The sequence below is a fragment of the Polyangiaceae bacterium genome, from assembly GCA_015075635.1.
Classification (GTDB): domain Bacteria; phylum Myxococcota_A; class Polyangia; order Polyangiales; family Polyangiaceae; genus JADJKB01.
Map to the genome: position 1 here is coordinate 2768431 of JABTUA010000002.1, position 20523 is coordinate 2788953.

Below are 20523 nucleotides of genomic sequence, written 5' to 3' on the forward strand. Positions count from 1 at the left end.
TAGCTCATCGGCCCAGGGGGGGCGACTTTCCGGGACGGGCGTTCAGGCAGCCCAGCGAAATCAGAGCGTCAGCCGGCCGCGCGCCGCGCGCGCTGATGCCACTCTTGCAGGCTCCGCACGGCGCTGATGTTCCGGCCCGCGACGAAGCGCACCTCCATGGCGTCCACGGCCGCCCGAGCCGCGCTCAAGGTGGTGAAGTACGGGATGTTCGCCAAGAGCGTGGTGCGCCGGATCGAGTAGCTGTCACGGATGGCTTTCGCGCCCTGACTGGTGTTGACCACGACCTGGATGCTGCCCGCCTCGATCGCGTCCACCACGTGGGGCGAGCCGTCGAGCACCTTGTTGATGCGCTCCGCCGGGATGCGGGCGGCCTCGAGCGCCTGCGCGGTGCCGCCGGTGGCCACGATGCTGAACCCCAGGTTCCTGAGCCGGCGTGCCACGTCGCAAGCGGCTGCCTTGTCGTCGTCCTGCACGCTGATGAAGGCGCGACCGCGGTCGGGCAGCGCATAGCCGCTCGCGGCCATCGACTTGCCGAACGCGAGCGGCAAGCTGATCGAAATCCCCATCACTTCGCCGGTGGAGCGCATCTCCGGACCGAGGATGGTGTCCACCCCCGGGAACTTCGCGAACGGGAACACGCTCTCCTTGACCGCCACGTGGGTCGGCACCGGCTCGTCCTCGATGCCGAGCTCGGCGAGGGTCTTGCCCACCATGACCTTGGCGGCGAGCTTCGCCAACGGCCGTCCAGTGGACTTGGAGACGAAGGGCACCGTGCGCGACGCGCGCGGGTTCACCTCGAGCACGTAGACCACGCCGTCCTTGACCGCGAACTGTACGTTCATCAAGCCCACTACGCCGAGCTCCAGGGCCAACGCCCGCGTGTTCCGCTCGATTTCGGCGATCACAGCCGGCTCCAGGCTGTACGGCGGCAGCACGCTGGTGGAGTCGCCGGAGTGAATTCCGGCTGCCTCGATGTGCTGCATCACGCCGCCGATGACCGCGTCTCTGCCGTCGGAGACGCAGTCCACGTCGACCTCGACGGCGTTCTTCAGGAACTGGTCGATGAGCAGGATCTGCGAGCCGCCCTCCTCGCGAGCCGCGTCGATCGCCAGCTCCACGTAGGCGTCGAGCTCGGTCTCGCCCCAGCAGATCATCATGGCGCGCCCGCCGAGCACGTAAGAGGGGCGCACCAGGACGGGGTAGCCGATCTCGGAGGCGATGCGCTTGGCTTCCGCGGCGCCCTTGGCGATGCCAGCCTTGGGCCGGAGCAGGCCCAGCTTCGAGAGCAGCTCGTCGAAGCGCTCGCGGTCTTCGGCTCGATCGATGGCGTCGGCGCTGGTCCCGAGCAGCCGCACGCCGGCGCGCTCGAGGGGCACCGCCAGCTTGAGCGGAGTCTGCCCGCCGAACTGCACGATGACCCCGAGCAGCTCGCCGCGCGACGCCTCCTCCCGGCAGATGGACAGCACGTCCTCCAGCGTCAGTGGCTCGAAGTACAGCCGATCGCTGGTGTCGTAGTCGGTGGAGACGGTCTCGGGGTTGCAGTTGACCATCACGGTCTCGATGCCCAGCTCGCGCAGGGCGAAGACCGCGTGGCAGCAGCAGTAGTCGAACTCGATGCCCTGGCCGATGCGGTTCGGACCGCCACCGAGGATGACCACCTTCTTGCGATCGCTGACCTCGGCCTCGCTCTCGGTCTCCCAGGTCGAGTACAGGTACGGCGTCTTCGCGACGAACTCGGCCGCGCAGGTGTCCACCCGACCGTAGACGGCGTGGACTCCGGCGGCCTCGCGGGCCGCGCGCACGTCCGCCTCGGTGACGCCCCGGAGGCGGGCGATCTGCGCGTCGGAGAAGCCCAAGCGCTTGCTCTGGCGCAGAAGCTCGCGGCTGAGCTCGTGAGCCGACGCCAGCGTCTGCTCCTCCGCCACGATGCGGGCCATCTGGCGCAAGAACCAGGGGTCGATGGCGGTCAGCTCGTGCAGGCGCTCGAGGGAGATCCCCTGCCGAATCGCGTCGGCGACGTGGAACAACCGCTCGGCCGTCGGCTGGGTCACGATCTTCTCGAGCAGGGCGCCGAGCTCGTCTCTCGGCGGCGGTGCGCTGGCGCGCGGCCGGGCCATGGGCGGTGCGTCGTGGACCAGATCCCGCGCCGCCGTCGGATCCTCGAGCAGCGCTCGGTAGTCCACCCGTCCCACCAAGCTGGTCAGGCCGTCCTTGCCCGTCTCGAGGGAGCGCGCGGCCTTCTGGAGCGCCTCCGCGAAGGTACGGCCGATGCTCATCGCCTCGCCCACGCTCTTCATCTGCGGGCCCAGCCGGTTGTCCGACCCGGGGAACTTCTCGAAGGCGAAGCGGGGCCACTTCACCACCACGTAGTCGATGGTCGGCTCGAAGGCGGCGCTGGTGCCGGTGATGTCGTTCTGGAGCTCGTCCAGGGTGAAGCCGACGGCGAGCTTCGCGGCGATCTTCGCGATCGGATAGCCGGTCGCCTTCGACGCCAGGGCGCTCGAGCGCGAGACTCGCGGGTTCATCTCGATCACCAGCACGCGCCCGGTCTTCGGGTCCACGGCGAACTGCACGTTGCTGCCGCCGGTCTCGACGCCGATCTCGTGCATGACCGCCCGGGCCGCGTCGCGCAGGCGCTGGTATTCCCGGTCCGTCAGCGTCATGGCCGGCGCGACGGTGATGGAGTCCCCGGTGTGGACGCCCATCGGGTCGAGGTTCTCGATCGAGCAGACCACGATGAAGTTGTCGGCCTTGTCGCGGATGACTTCGAGCTCGTACTCCTTCCAGCCGAGCACGCTCTCCTCCACGAGGACCTGGTGGGTCGGCGACTGCTGGAGCGCCCACTCCACCTTCGCCTCGAGCTCACCCGCGTCGCGCACGATGGCGCCGCCGGAGCCACCGAGCGTGAAGCTGGGGCGCAAGATCACCGGGTAGCCGGTGAGCTCGGCGAAGCCCCGTGCCTCCGCCACGCTCTCGGCGTGGGTCGAGCGCGGGCACTCGAGCCCCGCCCGCGCCATCGCCTCCTTGAACAGCTGCCGGTCCTCTGCCTTGCGGATGGCCTCGATCTGCGCGCCGAGCAGCTTCACGCCGTTCCGCGACAGGATGCCGTTCTCGTGCAGCGCCAGCGCCAGGTTCAGCGCGGTCTGGCCGCCCAGCGTCGGCAAGAGGGCGTCGGGCCGCTCGCGCTCGATGATGGCGGTGAGCGTCTCGAGCTCCAACGGCTCGACGTAGGTCCGGCGCACCAGCTCCGGATCCGTCATGATGGTGGCCGGGTTCGAGTTGACCAGCACGACGTCGTAGCCCAGCGCCGTCAGCGCCTTGGCGCCCTGCGTCCCCGAGTAGTCGAACTCGCACGCTTGTCCGATGACGATGGGGCCCGAGCCGATGAGCAGGATCTTCTCGATGTCTTCGCGCTTGGGCATCTCGGTGGGTTCGAACGCGGCGTCTATCCCAGCCCCGGCCTGGGGAGAAGCAGGTCCCTCGCCCCCCGCGAATCGCGGGGTTTTGTCGGGCCGGGCCAGGCGGGTTAAGCTCGGCGGCATGCACCGAGGGACGAGGCAGCGTTCGCGCTTCTGGGCATCGCTCGTCGCGCTCGCCATCGCGAGCCAGAGCGCCACCGCGTTGGGCCAGGGGGACAGCCCGGACGACCTGGCTCGCCGGCACTTCGAGTCCGGCGTCGCGTACCTGCAAGAGGCCGACTACGAGAACGCGCTCAAGGCCTTCGAGAAGGCCTACGAGCTCTCCAAGCGCCCCGACCTCTTGCTCAACATCGCCACGGTCCACGAGCGCAAGGGCGACTTCAAGGCCGCCGTCGCGTCGCTGAAGAAGTACCTCGAAGTCGCGCCGGACTCCGAGCAGCGCGCGACGGTCGAGGCGCGCATCACGAACCTCGAGAAGCGCGCGCAGGAGGGAACGACGGAGCCGCCCCCGACCGGGCCCGGCGAGACCCCCGGTGAGACGCCTGCGGGCGGCCCCGCTCCGACCGGCAAGCCGGACCAGAAGGGACCGGTCGAAGCCAAGAGCAACGTCCCGGCTTTCGTCCTGCTCGGCATCGGCGGCATCACCGCCGCTGGCGCGGTGCTCACCGGCGTCCTCGCCAACGGCGAGTACAACGACGCCAAGGACCAGTGCTCCCCGGGCTGCACCGACGACGACGTCTCCGCGGGCAAGACGCTGGCGCTCACCAGCACCATTCTCACCGGGGTGGCCGTGGTCAGCGCGAGCATCGGCGCCGTGCTGTATTTCACGGGGAAGCCTGCCAGCCAAGAGCAAGCCCGAAAGCCTCAGCGATTCAACGTCGGGCTCGGCGTGGCGCCGGGCGGCGCGGCGGCGGCGGCCAGCTGGCGGTTCTGATGAATTGATCTCGCTCCGCGGACTGCCCACGCGCCTCCCGACTCTCCCCACCAGACCAACAGCCGGCGCCCGGCCTCGCCGGGTTTTCTCACTCGGGATTTGATCTCGCTCCGCGGACCGCCCACGCGCGAGGCGACTCTTCCCACCGGACAAACAGCCGGCGCCCGGCCTCGCCGGGTTTTCTCACTCTTCTCTCTTTGGCCGATCGTGATCTGATCTTGCCAAGACTGTTGAAGTGATTCCGGGCTCGGCCTTCGGCCTCGCAAGTCCCCCGCATCTCAGGTTCCGGACCAGACCCCGCATCTCAGGTTCCGGACCAGACCCCGCATCAGGGTCCGGACCAGACCCCGCATCTCAGGTTCCGGACCGGACCCCGCATCTCAGGTTCCGGACCAGACCCCGCATCTCAGGTTCCGGACCAGACCCCGCATCTCAGGTTCCGGACCAGACCCCGCATCTCAGGTTCCGGACCAGACCCCGCATCAGGTTCTGCTCTCGTCCCCCCGTCCCCGTGCCCGTTTCCGGCTCGGTTCCCGCGTCCGGCCCGCGGGCCTAAAGTACAAAACTTACTATTCCTATATTTCCTGTACCCTGGCCGGGCATGCGGGCCAGCAGCCTGACGACGCACGAAGTGGCCGCCCTGCTCGAGGTCAGCCCGTCGGCCGTGCTGACCTGGATCGCGAAGGGTTGGCTGAACGCTCACCGCACTCCTGGAGGTCACCGCCGCGTCGCGACGCTCGACCTGGTCCGCTTCCTCCGCGGGAGACGCATGCCCGTCCCCGCGGTGCTGACGGCGGTCGAGCGGCTGCTGTTCATCGACGACGATCCCGTGTTCCTGCGCAACGCGAAGCGCTTGATGAAGCGTCACGTACCGGAGCTCTCGGTGGAGACCTCGGAGGGCGCCATGGACGGCCTGATCAAAGTGGGCACCTTCCAGCCCAATGCGGTGATCCTGGATGCTTTCATGCCGGGCATCGACGGGGTCGAGCTGTGTCACCGGCTGCGCGAGTCCGCCGACACCGAGCACATCGCGGTGGTGGCATTGACCGGACACCCCGGGCGCGACCTGGCAGCGCGGTTCGAAGCAGCCGGAGCGCTGGCCTGCCTGTCCAAGCCCCTCGACGTCAGCGCGCTGCTCCGCCTGCTCGGACTGCAACGCAACCACGAGGTGATGCGATGACCGAACCGGTACGACTCGAGACCGCCACTACTCCCCTCCAGCGCTCTCCGCGCCGCCTGCGCGCCCGGCGCCTCCGGCTCGGCGATCTGAGGCTCGGTGACACGCTGGCCCGCGGGCGACACGCGACCCTCGGCCGCATCGAGGGCACGGTGGAAGACCTCTCGCTGTCGGGCCTCGCGCTGGTGCTCCCGGATCGCGCTTCCTCCCACGGCCTGGTGTTGCTCGGCGATCGCGTCGAGAAGCTGCGCATCGAGTGCAAGCACGGCCCCATCCACCGGGGTGACGCCAGCGTGCGCCACGTGGCGGAGCGCGGCGGCGATCTGCTGCTCGGGCTCGAGCTCTCCGCGCCGGGCGTCGATCTCGGCCTGGTTCATCGCCTGAGCTCGCAGAGCGCGTTCGCGGAGCGCTTCGCCGCGGTCCTGGCGTCCGGGCAGGGGGTCAAGCTGTTCGCCGAGTTCAAGGCTTGGGTCGCCGATCTCAGAGCCTGGCTCTTGGCCACCAAGAGTTTCCTGGACGCCGAGGAGCGCGCCGTCGCCGGGCTCGACCGCTACTCCCGCGAGGAGACCCTCGCGGCGTACCTCGACACCGTCGCACCGGAGATCGTCGCGCACATGAACGCGGCCTCGGAGGAGCTGGCCGACTTCGCCTCGCGCCTCTCGGAGGACCAGCACCCACACTACCGCGCCTACTACCGCGCGCACTTGCACGCGCTGATCCTGGAGTCACCGCTCTTGCGTCGGGCCTTCGAGAAGCCTCTGGGTTACGCCGGGGACTACGAGATGATGAACATGCTCTACCGCGATCACGCGGAAGGCGACTCGCTGTTCGCCCGAGCGCTGAACGTGTACGGGGCGCAAGAGCCGGCGGCCCGCGCCAACATCAACCGGCTGACCTACCTGGGGGATCTGATCCGCAATGAGGTCGCCGAGCGCAGTGGACGCGTGCGGGTCGCCAGCATCGGCTGCGGGCCGGCGCAGGAGATCGCGGCCCTCTTGACCGCCGACCCCGGGATCGGGCCGCGCCTGGACGTCGCGCTCCTCGACCAGGAGGAACGGGCCATCTCCTACTGCGAGCGCACCCTGGGCCCGCTGGGAGCGCGCACCGGCGCTCATCTGGACATCATCAGCGAGTCCGTCCGGCGCTTGCTCGCGAGCCGCCGGCTGGGCGCGGCGCTCGGCGCCCGAGATTTCGTCTACAGCGCTGGCCTCTTCGATTACCTGAGCCCGCGCACGGTGGTGGCCCTCCTCGAGTCGTTGTACGATGCGCTGGTCCCGGGGGGACAGCTCGCGATCGGCAACGTCGCAGCCCACAACCCGACGCGCTGGTTCATGGAGTACTGTCTCGACTGGAACCTGATCCATCGGACGCCGGAGGAGCTCTCTGCGTTCGCGGAGCACCTCCAGCCGCGCCCGACCCGCGTGCTCGTCGATCACGAACCCACTGGCGTGAACCTGTTCTTGCGCGTGTGGAAATGAGCGGAGCGGCGGCGAGCCCGTCTCTCGAGGAGGAGCTGGCACGCCGGAACCTCTCCGGAGCGCGCCTCGGCTACGTGCTGTCGGCCGTGCTCATGCCGGCGGGTTTCACCTTGGACTGGGTGCTGCACCCGTCACGCGTCCGCGAGCTCTTGCTGATTCGCGTGGTCTCCTCGGTGGTGGCGCTCGGGCTCCTCGGGCTGACCTGGCTCCCCGCCGCTCAGCGCCATCCCCTGCTCATGGGTGCGGGGCCGCCGTTCGTGTGCGGGGCCGCCATCGAAGCCATGATCATGCGCTTGGGCGGCGTCGAGTCGAGCTACTACGCAGGGCTCTGCTTGTGCATCCTGGCCGTCGCGGTGCTCTACAACTGGCGGCTCAGGGATGCGCTCGTGGTCAGCACGGGCCTGCTCGCGCTGTGGGTCCTGCCCGACCTGCCCCGGCTCTGGCGCGGCGAGGTGGATCTACGGGTGGCGTTCGGGAACTTCTACTTCCTGGCGTTGACCGCGGCGATCTCCGTGTCGTCCACGGTCATTCGCTACCGGGCGGCCGAGCGAGAGTTCGACGCACGCCGGCGCGCCGAGCAGTCGAGCCTCGAGCTCGAAGAGACCTTGGGCAAGCTGCGCGAGATGGACCGGCTCAAGAACGAGTTCTTCGCCAACGTTTCCCACGAGCTCCGCACGCCGCTGACGCTGATCTTCAGCCCCGTCGAGGAGCTGCTGGCGAAGACCGAAGCCCCCGAACAGCGTGTCGCGCTCGGGATCATCCAGCGCAACGCCCAGCGGTTGATGCGACTGATCGAGGATCTCCTGGATCTGGCGCGGCTCGATGCCGGCGGCCTGCGCCTTCGCATCGCGGAGCTGGATCTCGACGAGATCCTCAGACGCATCGTCGGTGCCGCCAGACCCACGGCGGAGGCCAAGGGCATCGAGCTCGAGCTCGACACCTCGGGGTCAGTCGTCGATCTGTGGGGCGACCCTCACCGGATCGAGATCGTGGTGACGAACCTGGTCGGCAACGCGCTGAAGTTCACGCCGCGCGGAGGACACGTGCGCGTGATCCTCGCTGCCACCGAGTCTGGCGCCAGCGTTCAGGTTCGGGACGACGGCGAGGGCATCGCGGCCGACGACCAGGCGCGCATCTTCGACCGCTTCTACCAGGTCGAGGGCTCGGTGCGGCGGCGGCACGGCGGGGCGGGGATCGGCCTGGCGCTGGCGCGAGAGCTGGCGGAGCTGCACGGCGGGCGGCTCTACGTCGAGAGCACCCTGGGCCGCGGCGCCACCTTCCACCTGGAGCTGCCCCGCGGGCGGGAGCACCTCGGCGCCGAGGTCGTCGAGCGCCGGAGCGTGACCCGGGCCGAGCACCCGGGCCGGCGCGCGACGGACCGCTCCGCGGGCAACCCCGAGGCCGCCGCGCCGCCCGCGCTTCCGCGCGCCGAGACGCCCATTCGGCTGGAGCGCGGCCGGCGCCCGCGCGTGCTGGTCGTCGAGGACGAGAGCGACCTGCGCGAATTCCTGGTGCGCACCCTGGACCAGGAGTTCGAGGTCCTGTCCGCCGCCGATGGCGCTGCCGCCCTGCCGCTGGTCCACTCGGCGCGCCCCGATCTCGTGCTCACCGACGTGATGATGCCAGGGGTGAGCGGCACCGATCTCTGCCGCCAGATCAAGCAGAGCCCGACCCTCGCCGCCACACCCGTGATCCTGCTCACGGCGCGCTCGAGCACCGATGCCACCCTGGAGGGCTACGCTTCCGGGGCAGACGACTTCGTGACCAAGCCGTTCCACCCGCGGGTGCTCGAGGCACGCATTCGCGCTCACCTGAGGCTCAGGGCGATGGGGCTCGCCCTGGCGAACCGCGCGCGCCTGTCCACCGCCGGGGTGCTCGGTGCAGGCGTCGCGCACGAGGTGAAGAACCCAGTCAACGCCATCGTGAACGCTGCCCGCGCGCTGCAAATGGCCGAGACCTCTCGCGTGCCCCGGGACAAGCTCCTGGGCGTCGTCATCGAAGGGGCGCAGCGGATCTGCGACGTGATCTCCGTGCTCGAGGAGCACGTCCGGCCAGCCGAACCGATCGAGCAGAACGTGTGCGACGTGTCGGCCGGACTCGACTCTTCTCTTCAGCTCCTCTCCCACACCCTCGGCAGCGTCGAGATCCACCGGGAGCTCGCGGCGCGACGCCCGGTCATCGCGCCGGCGCGTCAGCTGAACCAGGTCTTCTTGAATTTGCTCCACAACGCGGTGCGGGTGCGTCCGAAGAACATCTGGCTGGAGAGCCGGGACACGGCGGCAGGGGTAGAGGTCACGGTCGCAGACGACGGTCCCGGCGTCCCGCCGGACCTGGTGGACCTGTTGTTCGAGCCGTTCTTCCCCTCGACCGACTCCGACAGCGGCGCCGGGCTGGGCCTCTATCTCTGCCAGCGCCTGTTGGAGGAGGTCGGCGGGCAGATCCGCTATCGCCCGCGAGCCGGCGGCGGCGCCGAGTTCATCGTCGGTATCCCTGCGATGGAGGCGGCGGCGTGAGCGGCCTGGTCCTGTTCGTCGACGACGACGACGCGAACCTCCTGGTCTGCGAGGCCATCGTCGGTAGCGAGATGGAGCTCTGCACGGCCCCCAGCGCGGCCCGCGCCCTGGAGGTGCTGGAGAGCCGAGAGGTGGCCGTCCTGGTCACCGATCAGCGCATGCCCGGGATGACCGGCGTCGAGCTGTGCGAGCAGTCGCTCCGGATCTCGCCGGAGACGATCCGCATCCTGATCACCGCGTACTCCGACTTGAAGGCGGCGATCGACGCCATCAACCGCGGGCAGGTCCGTCGCTACATCCGCAAGCCGTGGCAACCCGAGGAGCTCCTGGCCGAGCTCCGGGACGCGCTGGCGATTCGGGACACCGCACGCCAGCTCCGCGACGCGGAGAGACGTCTCCGGGAGGTGGAGCGCGTCTACACGCTGGGCGTGTTGGCGGCGGCGGTCGGGCACGAGCTCGCGAACCCGCTCGCGATCGTGACGGCCAGCGCCGACGTCGCGCGAGGTGAGCTGGAGCAGCTCGAGAGAGAGCTGCGCGAGCCTGGCGCGGCGACTCCACGGCTGCGGAGCCGCGTGGACGCGCTGTCGTCGCTGGTCGCCGACTTGTGCCTGGGGGCCAACCAGATGACCACCGTTCTGGCCGACATGCGGCAGCTGTTCCGGAGCACCACGGTGCCCGAAGAGATCCGCCTCCGCGACGTGGCGGAGCAGGCCCTGCGCCTGGTGCCCCGAGGCTTGCGGGAGCACGCGGACACCCGCTTGGTCGTGAAGGGAGAGCCCCGGGTCGCGGGCTCCTGCCCCAAGCTCATGCAGCTCGTGCTCAACCTGGTCGTCAACGCGCTCCAGGCGTTCGGCGCCAGACGACCCGGGAACGCGGTGCAAATCGCCATCTGGTCCGAAGAGGACCACGCCGTGCTGGAGGTGCGCGACAACGGGCCGGGGATCCCCGCGGGGCTCGGGGACCGGGTCTTCGAGCAGTTCTTCACCACCAAGGCCGAGGGCGGCGCGGGCCTCGGCCTGGCGATCTCGCGCCGGATCGCCGAGGATCACGGCGGGACCCTGACCGCGCCGCCCGCTGCCACTGGCGCCTGCTTCCGCCTGGAGCTTCCACCCTACCGGGGCTGAACGCGGGGACCCTGCCCTGCCCACCCGAGCAGTCCTTCGCGCGCGCTTGACTGGCGGCGCGCCTTCCGTCATAAGTCCGCGCTCCCGGCGGTCCTGGAGGCCCAATTGCGCCCCGGTCCGGCCCGAGAACGAGTGAGGCGCTGCCGCCTCCGCCATAGGAGTCGATTCCCATGCCGAAAATGAAGACCAACCGCGCCGCTGCCAAGCGCTTCAAGGTGACTGGCAAGGGCCGCGTTCGCCGCCCCAAGTGCGGCGCCCAGCACGGCTTCATCGGCAAGAGCCGCAAGCGTCGTCGTCGCCTGCGCGACAACGACATGGTGTCGCCGGCCATGGAGCGGCGCGTGAAGATTCTGCTGCCCTACGGCTGAGCCCAGGGCGCCCAGAGGAGAGAGAAGATGTCCCGCGTCAAACGAGGTGTCACCGCTCATCGCCGCCACAAGCGCGTGTTCGAGCAGGTCGAGGGCTTCCACGGCGGCCGGAAGAACCGCTTCCGCCAAGCGCTGCACGTTCTCTGGCACAGCTGGCTGTACGCCTACGAGGGCCGCAAGCTCAAGAAGCGCGACTTCCGCAGCCTGTGGATCACGCGCATCAACGCCGCGTGCCGCCTGAACGGCACCACGTACTCGAAGCTCATGGGCACTCTCAAGGCGAGCGACATCGAGCTCGATCGCAAGGTCCTCGCGGACATGGCGATCAACGATCCGGCCGCCTTCAAGCAGCTCACCGAGCTCGCCGTCGCGGCCGCCAAGTAGCGCGCCCGTGTCCGACGCGGCGGCGGAGATCGAAGCGGGGCTCCGGGCGCTCGGAGAGCGTTTTCGGGAGGCCTTCGCCCGCGCCGCGACGGAGCAGGAGCTGCGCAACGCCAAGGCCGAGGTGCTCGGCAAGAACGGCGAGCTGACGAAGCTCTTGAAGCTCATGGGCAAGGTGCCCGCTGAGCAGAAGAAGAGCATCGGCGAGCAGGTCAACGCCGTCAAAGACGGCGTCGAGAAGGCCTTCGACGAGCGCCTCCGCGCCCTCTTGCGGGCCGCGCGCGACGCCGACCTCGCGGCGCGACCCTTCGATTTGACGCTGCCAGGCCGCGTGCCGGCACCGCGCGGGCACCTGCACCCGATCACCCGGGTGAAGGACGAGATCCTCGACATCTTCCGCTCCCTGGGCTTCGAGGTGTCGTGGGGCCCCGAGGTGGATCTCGAGGCCAACAACTTCGAGAAGCTCGCCTTCCCGCCGGACCACCCGGCCACCGACATGCAGGACAGCTTCTGGGTCAACGTCGAGGGCGGCCGCCCGGACGCGCGGGTTCTGCTCCGCACTCACACCAGCACGGTGCAGGTCCGCGAGATGAGCACGCACACCCCGCCCATGGCCATCGTGAGCGGCGGCGCCGTCTACCGGCGCGACGACGACGTGACCCACTCGCCGATGTTCCACCAAATCGAGGGCTTCTTGGTGGCCGAGAAAGTCAGCTTCGCCGAGCTCAAAGGTGTGCTCACCGCGTTCGCGGAGCGGCTCTACGGTCCCGGCACTCCGGTGCGCTTCCGGCCGAGCTACTTCCCCTTCGTCGAGCCCGGCGCCGAGGTGGACGTGGGCTGCGTGTTCTGCCGCGCCGACGACGGCTCCCGCCCGAGCTGCCGCGTGTGCAAGGCCACCGGCTGGCTCGAGATCCTGGGTTGCGGCATGGTGCACCCGGCGGTCTTCGAGCACTGCGGCATCGATCCCGAGAAGTACACGGGGTTCGCCTTCGGCCTCGGCGTCGAGCGCGTCGCGATGCTGCGCTACGGCATCCCGGACATCCGCCTGCTGTTCGAGAACGACCCCCGGTTCCTGGCGCAGTTCTGAGCGGCGCTGCCGGCCGTGGTACGCTCGGCGGATGACGCCCGCGTGCGCTTCACATGCTGTCCCGCCGCCGCGGGATGGCTTCGCCGACGCCCTCGAGGAGGCGCGCGAGGTGGAGAACGCATCGTTCGCGGAGCGGTACCAGCTGCTCGAGGCGGCGTGTGCCTTCGTCTTCCAGGTCCTGGAGCAGCACCCCGATCGAGAGGCGATCCTGTCGTACCGCGATCCGTTGCCGCCGGACGCGCCGGGCGTGCTCGAGCGCGCGCGACACGCGAGCCCCGCGCATGGCTGAGCCGGTCGTGATCCTCGCCGCCGCCGACGTCGCGGCCGCGCTCGAGGGCGCCGGGTTCGCCTACGCCGTCGGGGGTGCCATCGCGCTGGCCTATTGGGGCGTTCCCCGCGCCACGGTGGACGTGGACGTCGGCGTCGCGGCGGAGGCGATGCAGCTCCCGGAGCTCTTCGCCGCGCTCCGCCGCGGCGGGTGCGAGCTCGACGAAGCGAAGGCCGCGGAAGCAGCCATGCGGGGCGACTTCGGTTGTCGCGCGCGCGGCGTTCGCGTGGACGTGTTCCTGCCGGTGCTGCCGCTGGCCAGGAGCGCGCTGGAACGACGCGTGAGCGTGCCGTTTGGGTCGCGCCAGCTGTGGATCGTCACCAAGGAGGACGCAGTCCTCTTCAAGTTGCTGTTCGGTCGCACCAAGGACCTGGCCGATCTCGAGCGCCTCTTCTCGGTGCACCCGGAGGCGTTGGACCGCGGCTATCTGGACGGCTGGGTGGCGGCTTTGTTCACGGCGGACGATCCACGTCGCGCGACCTACGCCTCCCTGCTGGCCAGAGCGGGGCTGTCTTGACCGTGCCGAGCCTCCAGGTCCGCGGGCGCGCGGTCCCGGCCATCATGTACGGAACAGCCTGGAAGGAAGACGACACCGCGCGGCTCGTGCGCCTCGCCCTCGATGCCGGCTTCCGCGCCATCGACACCGCCAACCAGCGCAAGCACTACTTCGAAGCCGGGGTCGGCGAGGCCGTAGCCGCTGCCGGGGTGCCGCGGGAAAAGCTCTTCCTGCAGACCAAGTTCACCTACGCCCGCGGGCAGGACCATCGCCTGCCCTACGATCCGCGGGCCAGCTTCGCGACGCAGGTCGAGCAGTCCTTCGCGATCTCGCTCGAGCACCTCGGCACCAGCTACGTGGACTCCTTCGTGCTCCATGGTCCCGCCAGCGGGCGCGGCCTGACGCCGGCGGACCGAGAGGTCTGGACGACCATGGAGGCGCTGGCGAAGGCCGACAAGACGCGCCTGCTCGGCGTGAGCAACGTGTCCCTCGAGCAGCTCGCGGCCTTCGTCGAGCTCGCGTCAGTGCCCATCGCCTTCGTGCAGAACCGCTGCTACGCGCGTACCGGCTGGGATCGCGACGTGCGCGCGCTGTGCCGCCGCGAGGGCATCGTGTACCAGGGATTCTCGCTGCTCACCGCCAACGAGCGCGAGCTCCGGGCTCCTCGGGTCCGGAGCATCGCCGCGCGCCTCGGCGTCGGGATCCCCGAGGTCGTGTTCCGCTTCGCGCACCAGCTCGGCATGCTGCCGCTCACCGGCACCTCCGATCCGGAGCACATGCGCCAGGATCTCGGGAGCCTCGCGCTCGAGCTCGACGCCGCCGACGTCGAGGCGCTCGAGCAGGTGGCCTTCGCCTGACTCACTGCTTGGCGTAGGTCGCGACCTCGGTTTTGGCGCCGCTGGCGAAGATCTCCATCAGCCCGGTGGCTGTGGCGGTGAATGCGAACGAGACCTGATTCGAGCCAGGACAGGTCTCCTTGGCGGAGAGCGTCGTGCCCTGAATGGTGAGGTCGTAGTTGACGTGCTGCTCCGTGGGTTGCTTCAGCGCGACCTCGACCTTGCCGCCGGCCACCTTCGAGGTGACCTGTCGCATCATCGACCCGGGCGCGGCGCCGTACACCTCCCACTTGGTGAGCACGTAGGTCCCGTCCACGATGTTGCCGCCCTGGGCGCTGGGCGGTGACCCGGTGCCTGCGACTTCGGGAACGGCGCTGCCGAGGAGCACGACCGTGTTGCACCCGCTCTGGCCGCCGCTGCCGCCGCTCGCTCCGCCCGCGCCACCCGTCACGCCGCCCGCGCCACCCGTCGCGCCGCCCGCGCCACCCGTCGCGCCGCCGCTGCCCGCGGCTCCACCCGTCGCGCCGCCGGCGCCCGCCGTTCCACCCGTCGCACCTCCGCTGCCTCCCGCGGAGCCGCCGCTGCCCGCGGCGCCACCCGTCGCACCGCCGCTGCCGCCCGCGCCGCCAGTCGAAGCGCCCGCCGATCCGGAGCCGTCGTCGTCTCCACCGCACCCGACGCCCGAGCCGCACACCATGACGAGCAGCAGAACCCAGCGCTTCATCCGCACCTCCGCGGCAAGAGGATACCACTCACGCGCCGCGAGCGTAGCCGCGGAGCGCCCGAGGCAGGTCGGCCGACGTGAGGCTGCCGGTCTCGACCTTCCGCCCGTCGTAGCTCAGCCAGAACACCACGGTCTTGTCGCGGAGCTTCGGCGCGTCGGCCTGGAGCGCGGCCAGCGCCTTGGCGCAATAGGTCAGGTCGAGCTCGAGGCCCGCGTGCTTCCTCGCCAGCTCCCGCGCGCGACGACCGGAGCCCGTCGGCTCCGCGTAGCCCTTGCCCACCCAGCCCTCTCGCACGCTGAGCCGCGGCCCTCGATCGTAGAGGGGGAACGTCGGGTCGAGCTCGTGCAACAGCGCGCTGGTCTCCAGCGCGGCCTTGCGCAAGAGCGCGGGCGTCCCGTAGCGCGGGCTCGCGGTGCGCACCGCCACCACGTCCGCGGCCGCCCCCGCGGCGTCGAGACCGAGCGCGAGACCCACCGCGCTCCCACCCGTGCCGAGCGGCAGGTAGACGACGTCCGGGGAGAGCTCGGCCGCGAGCTCCAGGCCCGCTGCGACGAAGCCCGCGTTGCCAACGGCCGAGCTGCCACCGGTCGGGATCGGGTACGGGCGCTCCGGCAGCCGTGCCATCGCCCGGGTCGCTTGGGCCTCCGTGCCCACGAGGCGCTGCTCGGCACCGAGCGCGGCCTGCGCCATCAGGTGCTCGCGCGCTTGCACGCTCGGCCGCTCCGGCAAAAGGAACAGGTGCGCCGCGAGCCCGCGCTGCTTGGCGAAGAACGCGGTGGCCAGCGTCTGGTTCGAGCTCACGCCTCCTTGCGTGGCCACTGCGCGGAAGCCCCGCGCCTCGGCGTCGCCCAGGAGCAGCTCGAGCTTGCGGAGCTTGCTCCCGCCGTAGCGCGCGCCGGCGCGATCGTCGCGTTTCACGAACAGACGACCGACACCCATGGCCCGCGCGAGCTCCGGGGCTTCGGTGAGCGGCGTCGGGAAGCCGCCCAGATCGAGCCAAGGCAACGCGCGCGTGCCGGGATAGCGCTGGACGAGCTTGCGTTGCGCCGCAGCGACGGGGGCCGGCCAGAGCGAGAGCCCGAGCAGCGACAGGAGCGCGCTCCGCCGGTCCATGACCCACGGCAACGCCGGCCAGCTACCGGCACATTCCCGTCACTCCGCCGCGAGCGCCGGCGCAGGGTCGAGCGAGAGCACTCGGTCGGCGAGCGCCGCCACGTCCGCGTCGTGCGTGACCCAGATGACGGTGCGCGCGCCGCGGAGCCCGGCGATGGCCGCGAGCACTCGGGCGCGACTCTTCTCGTCGAGACCCTCCGTCGGCTCGTCGAGCAGAAGCACGGGCAGATCGGTGGCGAGCGCTCGGGCGAGCGCGACCAGGCGGCGCTCGCCTCCCGACAGCGGCGTGCCGCCGGGCCCGACGCGCTCGCCCGCCCGAGCCAGCAGGCGATCGGCGCCGAGCTCCGCCAGCGCGACCCGCGCACGCGACACCTCCCCGCACGCGAGGGCGACGTTCTCGAGCAAGGTCCCCGTCACCAGCGGGGCGTCCTGCGGCACCCAAGCGAAGGGTCGCGCTTCCGGTCCGACGCCGGCGTGGGTGAGCTCCACACCGTCGTACTCGAGCGCGCCGGTTGCGGGCTCGAGGCCCAGCAAGGTTCGTAGCAGCGTGGTCTTCCCCGAGCCGTTCGCGCCGAGCAACGCCAGAGACCGCCCGGGCATCACGCTCACCGAGCTCCGCGGTCCCCGCGCGCGCGCGCCGAGCTCCCGGAGCTCGAGCACGCCGCGCCGCTTCGTCCAGTCGCGGGCGGGGCCCGCCGCCGGTCGCGCCGCGGGCTCCTCGGTCATCACGCGCTCGAGCGCGTCGTGGGCTACGGCGCCGCGCTCCAGCCAGGCGCGTGCGTCCCCCAGGTCGCGCAGCGGACGGTAGGCCATGAAGCACACGGCGGCGAACGCGACCAGCGACCCGTCGCCGAATGTTGCGCCAGCGCGCTCCGCGAGCGCAACGCATGCGAGCAACGCGAGCGCCCCGAGCACCTCGTTGGCGCCGGAGAGCGCCGCTCGAGCACCCTCGACTCGCGCAGCCAGCGATACTGCGACCTTGCCCGTGGACTCGAGCGCGTGCGCCACGCGCGTCGTGGCGCCGAACGTGCGCCACAGATCGAGGTGGCTGACCAGCTCGTCCACGGCCTCGTGGAGGGCGACCGCGCGGCCCTGCGCCAGCTCGCTCTGACGGCGGAATCTTCGGCGCAGCGCGGCAAGGACCAAGCCGAACGGGAGGAGCAGCAAGGTGCCAACTGCTGCGAGCCGGGGTGACACGGAGATCAGACCCACGACGATGGGTGCGAGCTGTGCCAGCGACCGGAGAGCGGCCAGCACACCATGTACGACAGCGGATTCGAGCTCTGCCACCCGCACCGCCACGGTCGCGAGCACTCGGGGTGCCGAGTCCGGAAGACCCCGCGCTGACCAGCGCATGACGAAGCGCTGACGCCGCGCCATCGCGACGTTGCCCGCAGTATTTGCCTGAAAGTATCCGAGCAGTGTAGAGCCCGCGGCCTTGACACAGGCCGCCCCGAGCCCGAAATAGCAAGCCTCCAGCAGTCCGAACCCCTCGACATTGGCTGTGCGCGGCTGAGCCAGTGACCGGGTCAACATTCCAGCCGCAAATGCCAGGGCACCGTGCCCTGCACCCGTCAGGGCGAGGCTCGAACCGAGCGCCAGCAGGCTGGAGGGGCGCGCGGGCAGATCGCGCCAAACGGCGGTAACGAATCCGCGAAGTTGCTGCGGATCAGACTTTGCGCGGATCGCCTGCGGCATCTCGTCCGTAGTTACCAGAGACAAGCGCGCTCCTACACCCCACCGAGGCGCCCTGAAACCCGCGGCCCTGCGTTTGCATCCGAACCCGAGAGGGCCTCCCCCCGAGCAAAATGAACGACACCCCGAAGCCCAAGACCAGCGCTGCTCCCGACCGGCTCACCCCGGGCATGGACATTGCACGAAAAGTCAAGCGAATCGCTCAGTCTCCCCGCCCCCGAACCTCCAAGCCCGCGAGCCGTCTCGAACCCACCGCCTCCCCGCGTCCGGGAATCCCGCTTCCCGGCCGGGGGTTGACCGACGTCGGGCCTTCACGACGTCCCGCCACCCCCAGGACCGCCATGGCCCAGAACCGCGCAACCGCCCAAGTCGCCGAGCCCCCGGAAGTCGACGAGTTCGACGAGCAGACGGACGTGCGCTCGCGCTCGTCGCTCGCTGCGGAGGACGCACCGGAGAGCGAGCTCCGAGTCTCCGCCGAGGCGCCCGAGCAGGCGCCCGCGGTGGAGGACAGCTCCACGGACTCGATGCTCTCGCGCTACTTCCGTGAGATGGCGACCCATCAGGTGATGGGTCCCGACGAGGAGCTCTCGACCGCACAAGGCGTCGAGCGCGCCGAGATCGAGCACTGGGCGGCACTGCTCGCCTACCCGCCGTGCGCCGAGCTGGTCTTGAACCAGATCGACGCGGACATCCTGACGGCGCCGGAAGAGGACCGCCCGCAGGCCCCGCAGCGCGAAGAGCTGCGCAAGCTGCTCAAGCTCCACAAGAAGCAGCGCTCCAAGTTCCTGGCGCCTCAGCAGAAGCGCTGGACGGAGCTCAGCGAGGAGCTCGCACGCGACATCCGACTGCCGGACTCCGATCGCATCTGGATGGCGAACGCCAACCGCGTGGTGCGCGAGGTGGTCGAGCTGCCCACGGACGACGCCGACCGCCCGGTGCTGCCGGAGTCGCAGGCCTACAAGCGCTTCATGGACCGCGTGAAGGCCAGCGACCAGAAGCAGCGCACGGCGAAGAACCGCTTCGTGAAGGCGAACCTGCGCCTGGTGGTCAGCATCGCGCGTCGCTACAACCGCGGCCGCCTGCCCCTCATCGATCTGATCCAGGAGGGCAACATCGGCCTGATGAAGGCCGTGGAGCGCTTCGACCACACGCGCGGCTACCGCTTCAGCACCTACGCGTCGTGGTGGATCCGTCACGCCATCAGCCGCGCGCTGGCCGACAAGGGCCGCGCGGTCCGCATCCCCGTGCACATGCTCGACACCTACAACCGCGTGTCGCGGGCGACGCAGACCATCATCGCGCGCACCGGCCGCGAGCCCACGGTGGAAGAGCTGGAGAAGGAAACCGGCATCCCCAAGGACAAGCTGGACAAGGTCCGCGACCTCTACGCCGACACGCCGTTCTCGCTGGATCGGCCCGTGGGTGACGAGGACGGCCGCCGCTTCATCGACTTCCTGGTCGAGGAGAACAACCTGTCGCCCTACGACAACCTGGCCAACCAGAAGTGGGCGGCGGAGGTGCGGCGCCTGCTCGGAACCCTGACCCCGATCGAGAGCCGCATCATCCGCTGGCGCTTCGGCCTCGACAACGAGGACGAGCTCACGCTGAAGGAGATCGGCGACAAGTACAACCTGTCGCGCGAGCGCATCCGTCAGCTGCAAGAGCAGGCCATCGGCAAGATCCGCAAGCAGATGCGGGACAACTGGTGAGGTCTCGGGCGGGGGCCCCCCCCGCCTCGTCCGTGCTCGGCCGCTGACGCGGCCTGCGCGCGGCCGTTCCCCCCCTTACGTCCGGCTCGGCCGCGCAGCGCGGCCTCGCTCGTCGGAGGGCGCCCGGGTCGGCGCGGGCACCGAGTGCCAAGATCCGCCCGCCGTGCGCGCCTCCTCACGCCGGGACAGGGCTACGTGCTGCGGAGACACGCCAACGTCTCCTGGTGAGCGCCCGCGCAGCCCGTGCGCCCGGTCCGCGTCGAACGCCAGGACTGCGCTCGGCTACCTCGATCCCATGCGATTCCCGCGCTGGCACCCAGCTTGCTGCCACGTGACGGTGTGACCGATCACGTCTACGAGCTCCGCGGCGTCTGGAAGGGCTTCGAAGAAGGCCCGGTGCTGCGCGGCGTCGACCTCATGCTCGACCGCGGCGAGACCCTCGGGCTCATCGGCCCGTCGGGCTCCGGCAAGAGCTTGCTCCTCAAGTGCATGATCGGGCTCCGGCCCATCGACGCGGGAGTGCTCCTCTTCGAGGGCCGGAGCGTCCCCGACATGAGCCCCGACGAGCAGATGCGCATGCGCCAGCGCGTGGGCTTCTCGTTCCAGGCGGGCGGCCTCTTCGACTCGATGACCGTCCGCGAGAACCTGGAGTACAGCCTGCGGGAGCAGTTCTTCGCCAGCATCACCGAGAAGGAGCTGCGCCAGCGCGCCGACTGGGCGCTCGAGGCGGTCGGGCTCTCGCCGAGCGAGGGCGACACCATGCCCGCCGACCTGTCCGGGGGCATGCAGAAACGCGTCGGCATCGCGCGCACCATCATCACCCACCCGGAGGTGGTGCTGCTCGACGAGCCCACGCAGGGGCTCGACCCGCCGAACGCCCACCGGATCTCGGATCTGATCGTCGATCTGCGGGCTCAGCTCCGCCTGACCTCGATCATCGTCGCGCACGATCTCCGGACGGTGTTCACCGTGTGCGGCCGCGTGGCGTACCTGGACGGCGGGCGCATCCAGGAAGCCGCGCCACCCGCGGAGCTCGTGGAGAGCGACAACCCCGCCGTGCGGGACTTCGTGATCGGGCATCCGCCGGAAGAAGAGCTGGACCCGCGCGTGTCGCAGCCGCCGGAGCCGTGGACGTGAGGC

The 20523-nt window shown here is 70.3% G+C and carries 17 protein-coding genes; 13 read left to right on the top strand and 4 right to left on the bottom strand.

Annotated elements, in window-relative coordinates:
* Positions 1–68: 68 nt before the first annotated feature.
* Positions 69–3422 carry a carbamoyl-phosphate synthase large subunit gene (gene carB, locus HS104_28520; GenBank protein MBE7483897.1) on the bottom strand — a complete coding sequence of 1118 codons (3354 nt, stop codon included), beginning with the start codon at positions 3420–3422 and terminating at the stop codon, positions 69–71.
* 118 nt (positions 3423–3540) lie between these two features.
* On the opposite strand from carB, the gene HS104_28525 reads away from it, so the two are divergent.
* The 11 genes from HS104_28525 (at position 3541) to HS104_28575 (ending at position 14162) form a co-directional block, all read left to right on the top strand.
* Positions 3541–4353: a tetratricopeptide repeat protein gene (locus tag HS104_28525; GenBank protein ID MBE7483898.1), complete on the top strand. Its 813-nt coding sequence runs from the start codon at positions 3541–3543 to the stop codon at positions 4351–4353.
* Between the two features lie 601 nt (positions 4354–4954).
* Positions 4955–5533, top strand: a complete 579-nt coding sequence (locus HS104_28530) for a response regulator (GenBank protein MBE7483899.1) — start codon at positions 4955–4957, stop codon at positions 5531–5533.
* The gene (locus HS104_28535; protein ID MBE7483900.1) at positions 5530–7008 is read left to right on the top strand and encodes a class I SAM-dependent methyltransferase; all 1479 of its coding nucleotides are present in this window, start codon (positions 5530–5532) and stop codon (positions 7006–7008) included. The genes HS104_28530 and HS104_28535 overlap by 4 nt, the downstream gene beginning before the upstream one ends.
* On the top strand, positions 7005–9521 hold the full coding sequence (locus HS104_28540) for a response regulator (protein MBE7483901.1): 2517 nt from the start codon (positions 7005–7007) through the stop codon (positions 9519–9521). Before HS104_28535 ends, HS104_28540 begins: the two co-directional genes overlap by 4 nt.
* A complete protein-coding gene (locus HS104_28545) occupies positions 9518–10645 on the top strand; it encodes a response regulator (GenBank protein MBE7483902.1) in 1128 nt (375 codons plus the stop codon). Before HS104_28540 ends, HS104_28545 begins: the two co-directional genes overlap by 4 nt.
* Positions 10646–10815: 170 nt before the next feature.
* Positions 10816–11013, top strand: coding sequence for a 50S ribosomal protein L35 (gene rpmI / locus HS104_28550; protein ID MBE7483903.1), 198 nt, complete (start codon positions 10816–10818; stop codon positions 11011–11013).
* A 27-nt stretch (positions 11014–11040) separates the two neighbouring features.
* Entirely contained in the window at positions 11041–11397 is a 357-nt protein-coding gene (gene rplT, locus HS104_28555; protein ID MBE7483904.1) for a 50S ribosomal protein L20, read from the top strand.
* 28 nt (positions 11398–11425) lie between these two features.
* Positions 11426–12481, top strand: coding sequence for a phenylalanine--tRNA ligase subunit alpha (gene pheS / locus HS104_28560; protein MBE7483905.1), 1056 nt, complete (start codon positions 11426–11428; stop codon positions 12479–12481).
* Between the two features lie 31 nt (positions 12482–12512).
* Positions 12513–12770 (top strand): hypothetical protein, encoded by a 258-nt coding sequence (locus tag HS104_28565; GenBank protein ID MBE7483906.1) that lies wholly within the window; start codon positions 12513–12515, stop codon positions 12768–12770.
* Positions 12763–13326 (top strand): hypothetical protein, encoded by a 564-nt coding sequence (locus tag HS104_28570; protein MBE7483907.1) that lies wholly within the window; start codon positions 12763–12765, stop codon positions 13324–13326. The genes HS104_28565 and HS104_28570 overlap by 8 nt, the downstream gene beginning before the upstream one ends.
* Before the next feature lie 44 nt (positions 13327–13370).
* On the top strand, positions 13371–14162 hold the full coding sequence (locus tag HS104_28575) for an aldo/keto reductase (protein ID MBE7483908.1): 792 nt from the start codon (positions 13371–13373) through the stop codon (positions 14160–14162).
* Between the two features lies 1 nt (position 14163).
* Here the strand turns inward: HS104_28575 and HS104_28580 are convergent, their stop codons facing one another.
* From HS104_28580 to HS104_28590, 3 genes are read right to left on the bottom strand one after another with little or no spacing between them, the layout of a single operon-like run.
* Positions 14164–14865 (bottom strand): hypothetical protein, encoded by a 702-nt coding sequence (locus HS104_28580; GenBank protein ID MBE7483909.1) that lies wholly within the window; start codon positions 14863–14865, stop codon positions 14164–14166.
* Between the two features lie 28 nt (positions 14866–14893).
* On the bottom strand, positions 14894–15979 hold the full coding sequence (locus HS104_28585; GenBank protein MBE7483910.1) for a pyridoxal-phosphate dependent enzyme: 1086 nt from the start codon (positions 15977–15979) through the stop codon (positions 14894–14896).
* Positions 15980–16018: 39 nt separating this feature from the next.
* Complete coding sequence (locus HS104_28590) at positions 16019–17146, bottom strand: ABC transporter ATP-binding protein (GenBank protein ID MBE7483911.1); 1128 nt, start codon at positions 17144–17146, stop codon at positions 16019–16021.
* 869 nt (positions 17147–18015) lie between these two features.
* Here HS104_28590 and HS104_28595 point away from each other — a divergent pair.
* Together HS104_28595 and HS104_28600 are read left to right on the top strand one after the other, a co-directional pair.
* A complete protein-coding gene (locus HS104_28595; protein MBE7483912.1) occupies positions 18016–19383 on the top strand; it encodes a sigma-70 family RNA polymerase sigma factor in 1368 nt (455 codons plus the stop codon).
* Between the two features lie 321 nt (positions 19384–19704).
* A complete protein-coding gene (locus HS104_28600; GenBank protein ID MBE7483913.1) occupies positions 19705–20520 on the top strand; it encodes an ATP-binding cassette domain-containing protein in 816 nt (271 codons plus the stop codon).
* The last annotated feature ends 3 nt before the right edge of the window (positions 20521–20523 follow it).

Excerpts from the sequence above, each read along its gene's own strand:
- carB (MBE7483897.1), bottom strand. The coding sequence starts at position 3,422 with ATGCCCAAGCGCGAAGACATCGAGAAGATCCTGCTCATCGGCTCGGGC.
- HS104_28585 (MBE7483910.1), bottom strand. The coding sequence starts at position 15,979 with ATGGACCGGCGGAGCGCGCTCCTGTCGCTGCTCGGGCTCTCGCTCTGG.
- HS104_28575 (MBE7483908.1), top strand. The coding sequence starts at position 13,371 with ATGTACGGAACAGCCTGGAAGGAAGACGACACCGCGCGGCTCGTGCGC.
- HS104_28530 (MBE7483899.1), top strand. The coding sequence starts at position 4,955 with ATGCGGGCCAGCAGCCTGACGACGCACGAAGTGGCCGCCCTGCTCGAG.
- HS104_28525 (MBE7483898.1), top strand. The coding sequence starts at position 3,541 with ATGCACCGAGGGACGAGGCAGCGTTCGCGCTTCTGGGCATCGCTCGTC.
- HS104_28595 (MBE7483912.1), top strand. The coding sequence starts at position 18,016 with ATGGCCCAGAACCGCGCAACCGCCCAAGTCGCCGAGCCCCCGGAAGTC.
- HS104_28565 (MBE7483906.1), top strand. The coding sequence starts at position 12,513 with ATGACGCCCGCGTGCGCTTCACATGCTGTCCCGCCGCCGCGGGATGGC.
- HS104_28570 (MBE7483907.1), top strand. The coding sequence starts at position 12,763 with ATGGCTGAGCCGGTCGTGATCCTCGCCGCCGCCGACGTCGCGGCCGCG.
- rpmI (MBE7483903.1), top strand. The coding sequence starts at position 10,816 with ATGCCGAAAATGAAGACCAACCGCGCCGCTGCCAAGCGCTTCAAGGTG.
- HS104_28580 (MBE7483909.1), bottom strand. The coding sequence starts at position 14,865 with ATGAAGCGCTGGGTTCTGCTGCTCGTCATGGTGTGCGGCTCGGGCGTC.
- rplT (MBE7483904.1), top strand. The coding sequence starts at position 11,041 with ATGTCCCGCGTCAAACGAGGTGTCACCGCTCATCGCCGCCACAAGCGC.
- HS104_28540 (MBE7483901.1), top strand. The coding sequence starts at position 7,005 with ATGAGCGGAGCGGCGGCGAGCCCGTCTCTCGAGGAGGAGCTGGCACGC.
- HS104_28535 (MBE7483900.1), top strand. The coding sequence starts at position 5,530 with ATGACCGAACCGGTACGACTCGAGACCGCCACTACTCCCCTCCAGCGC.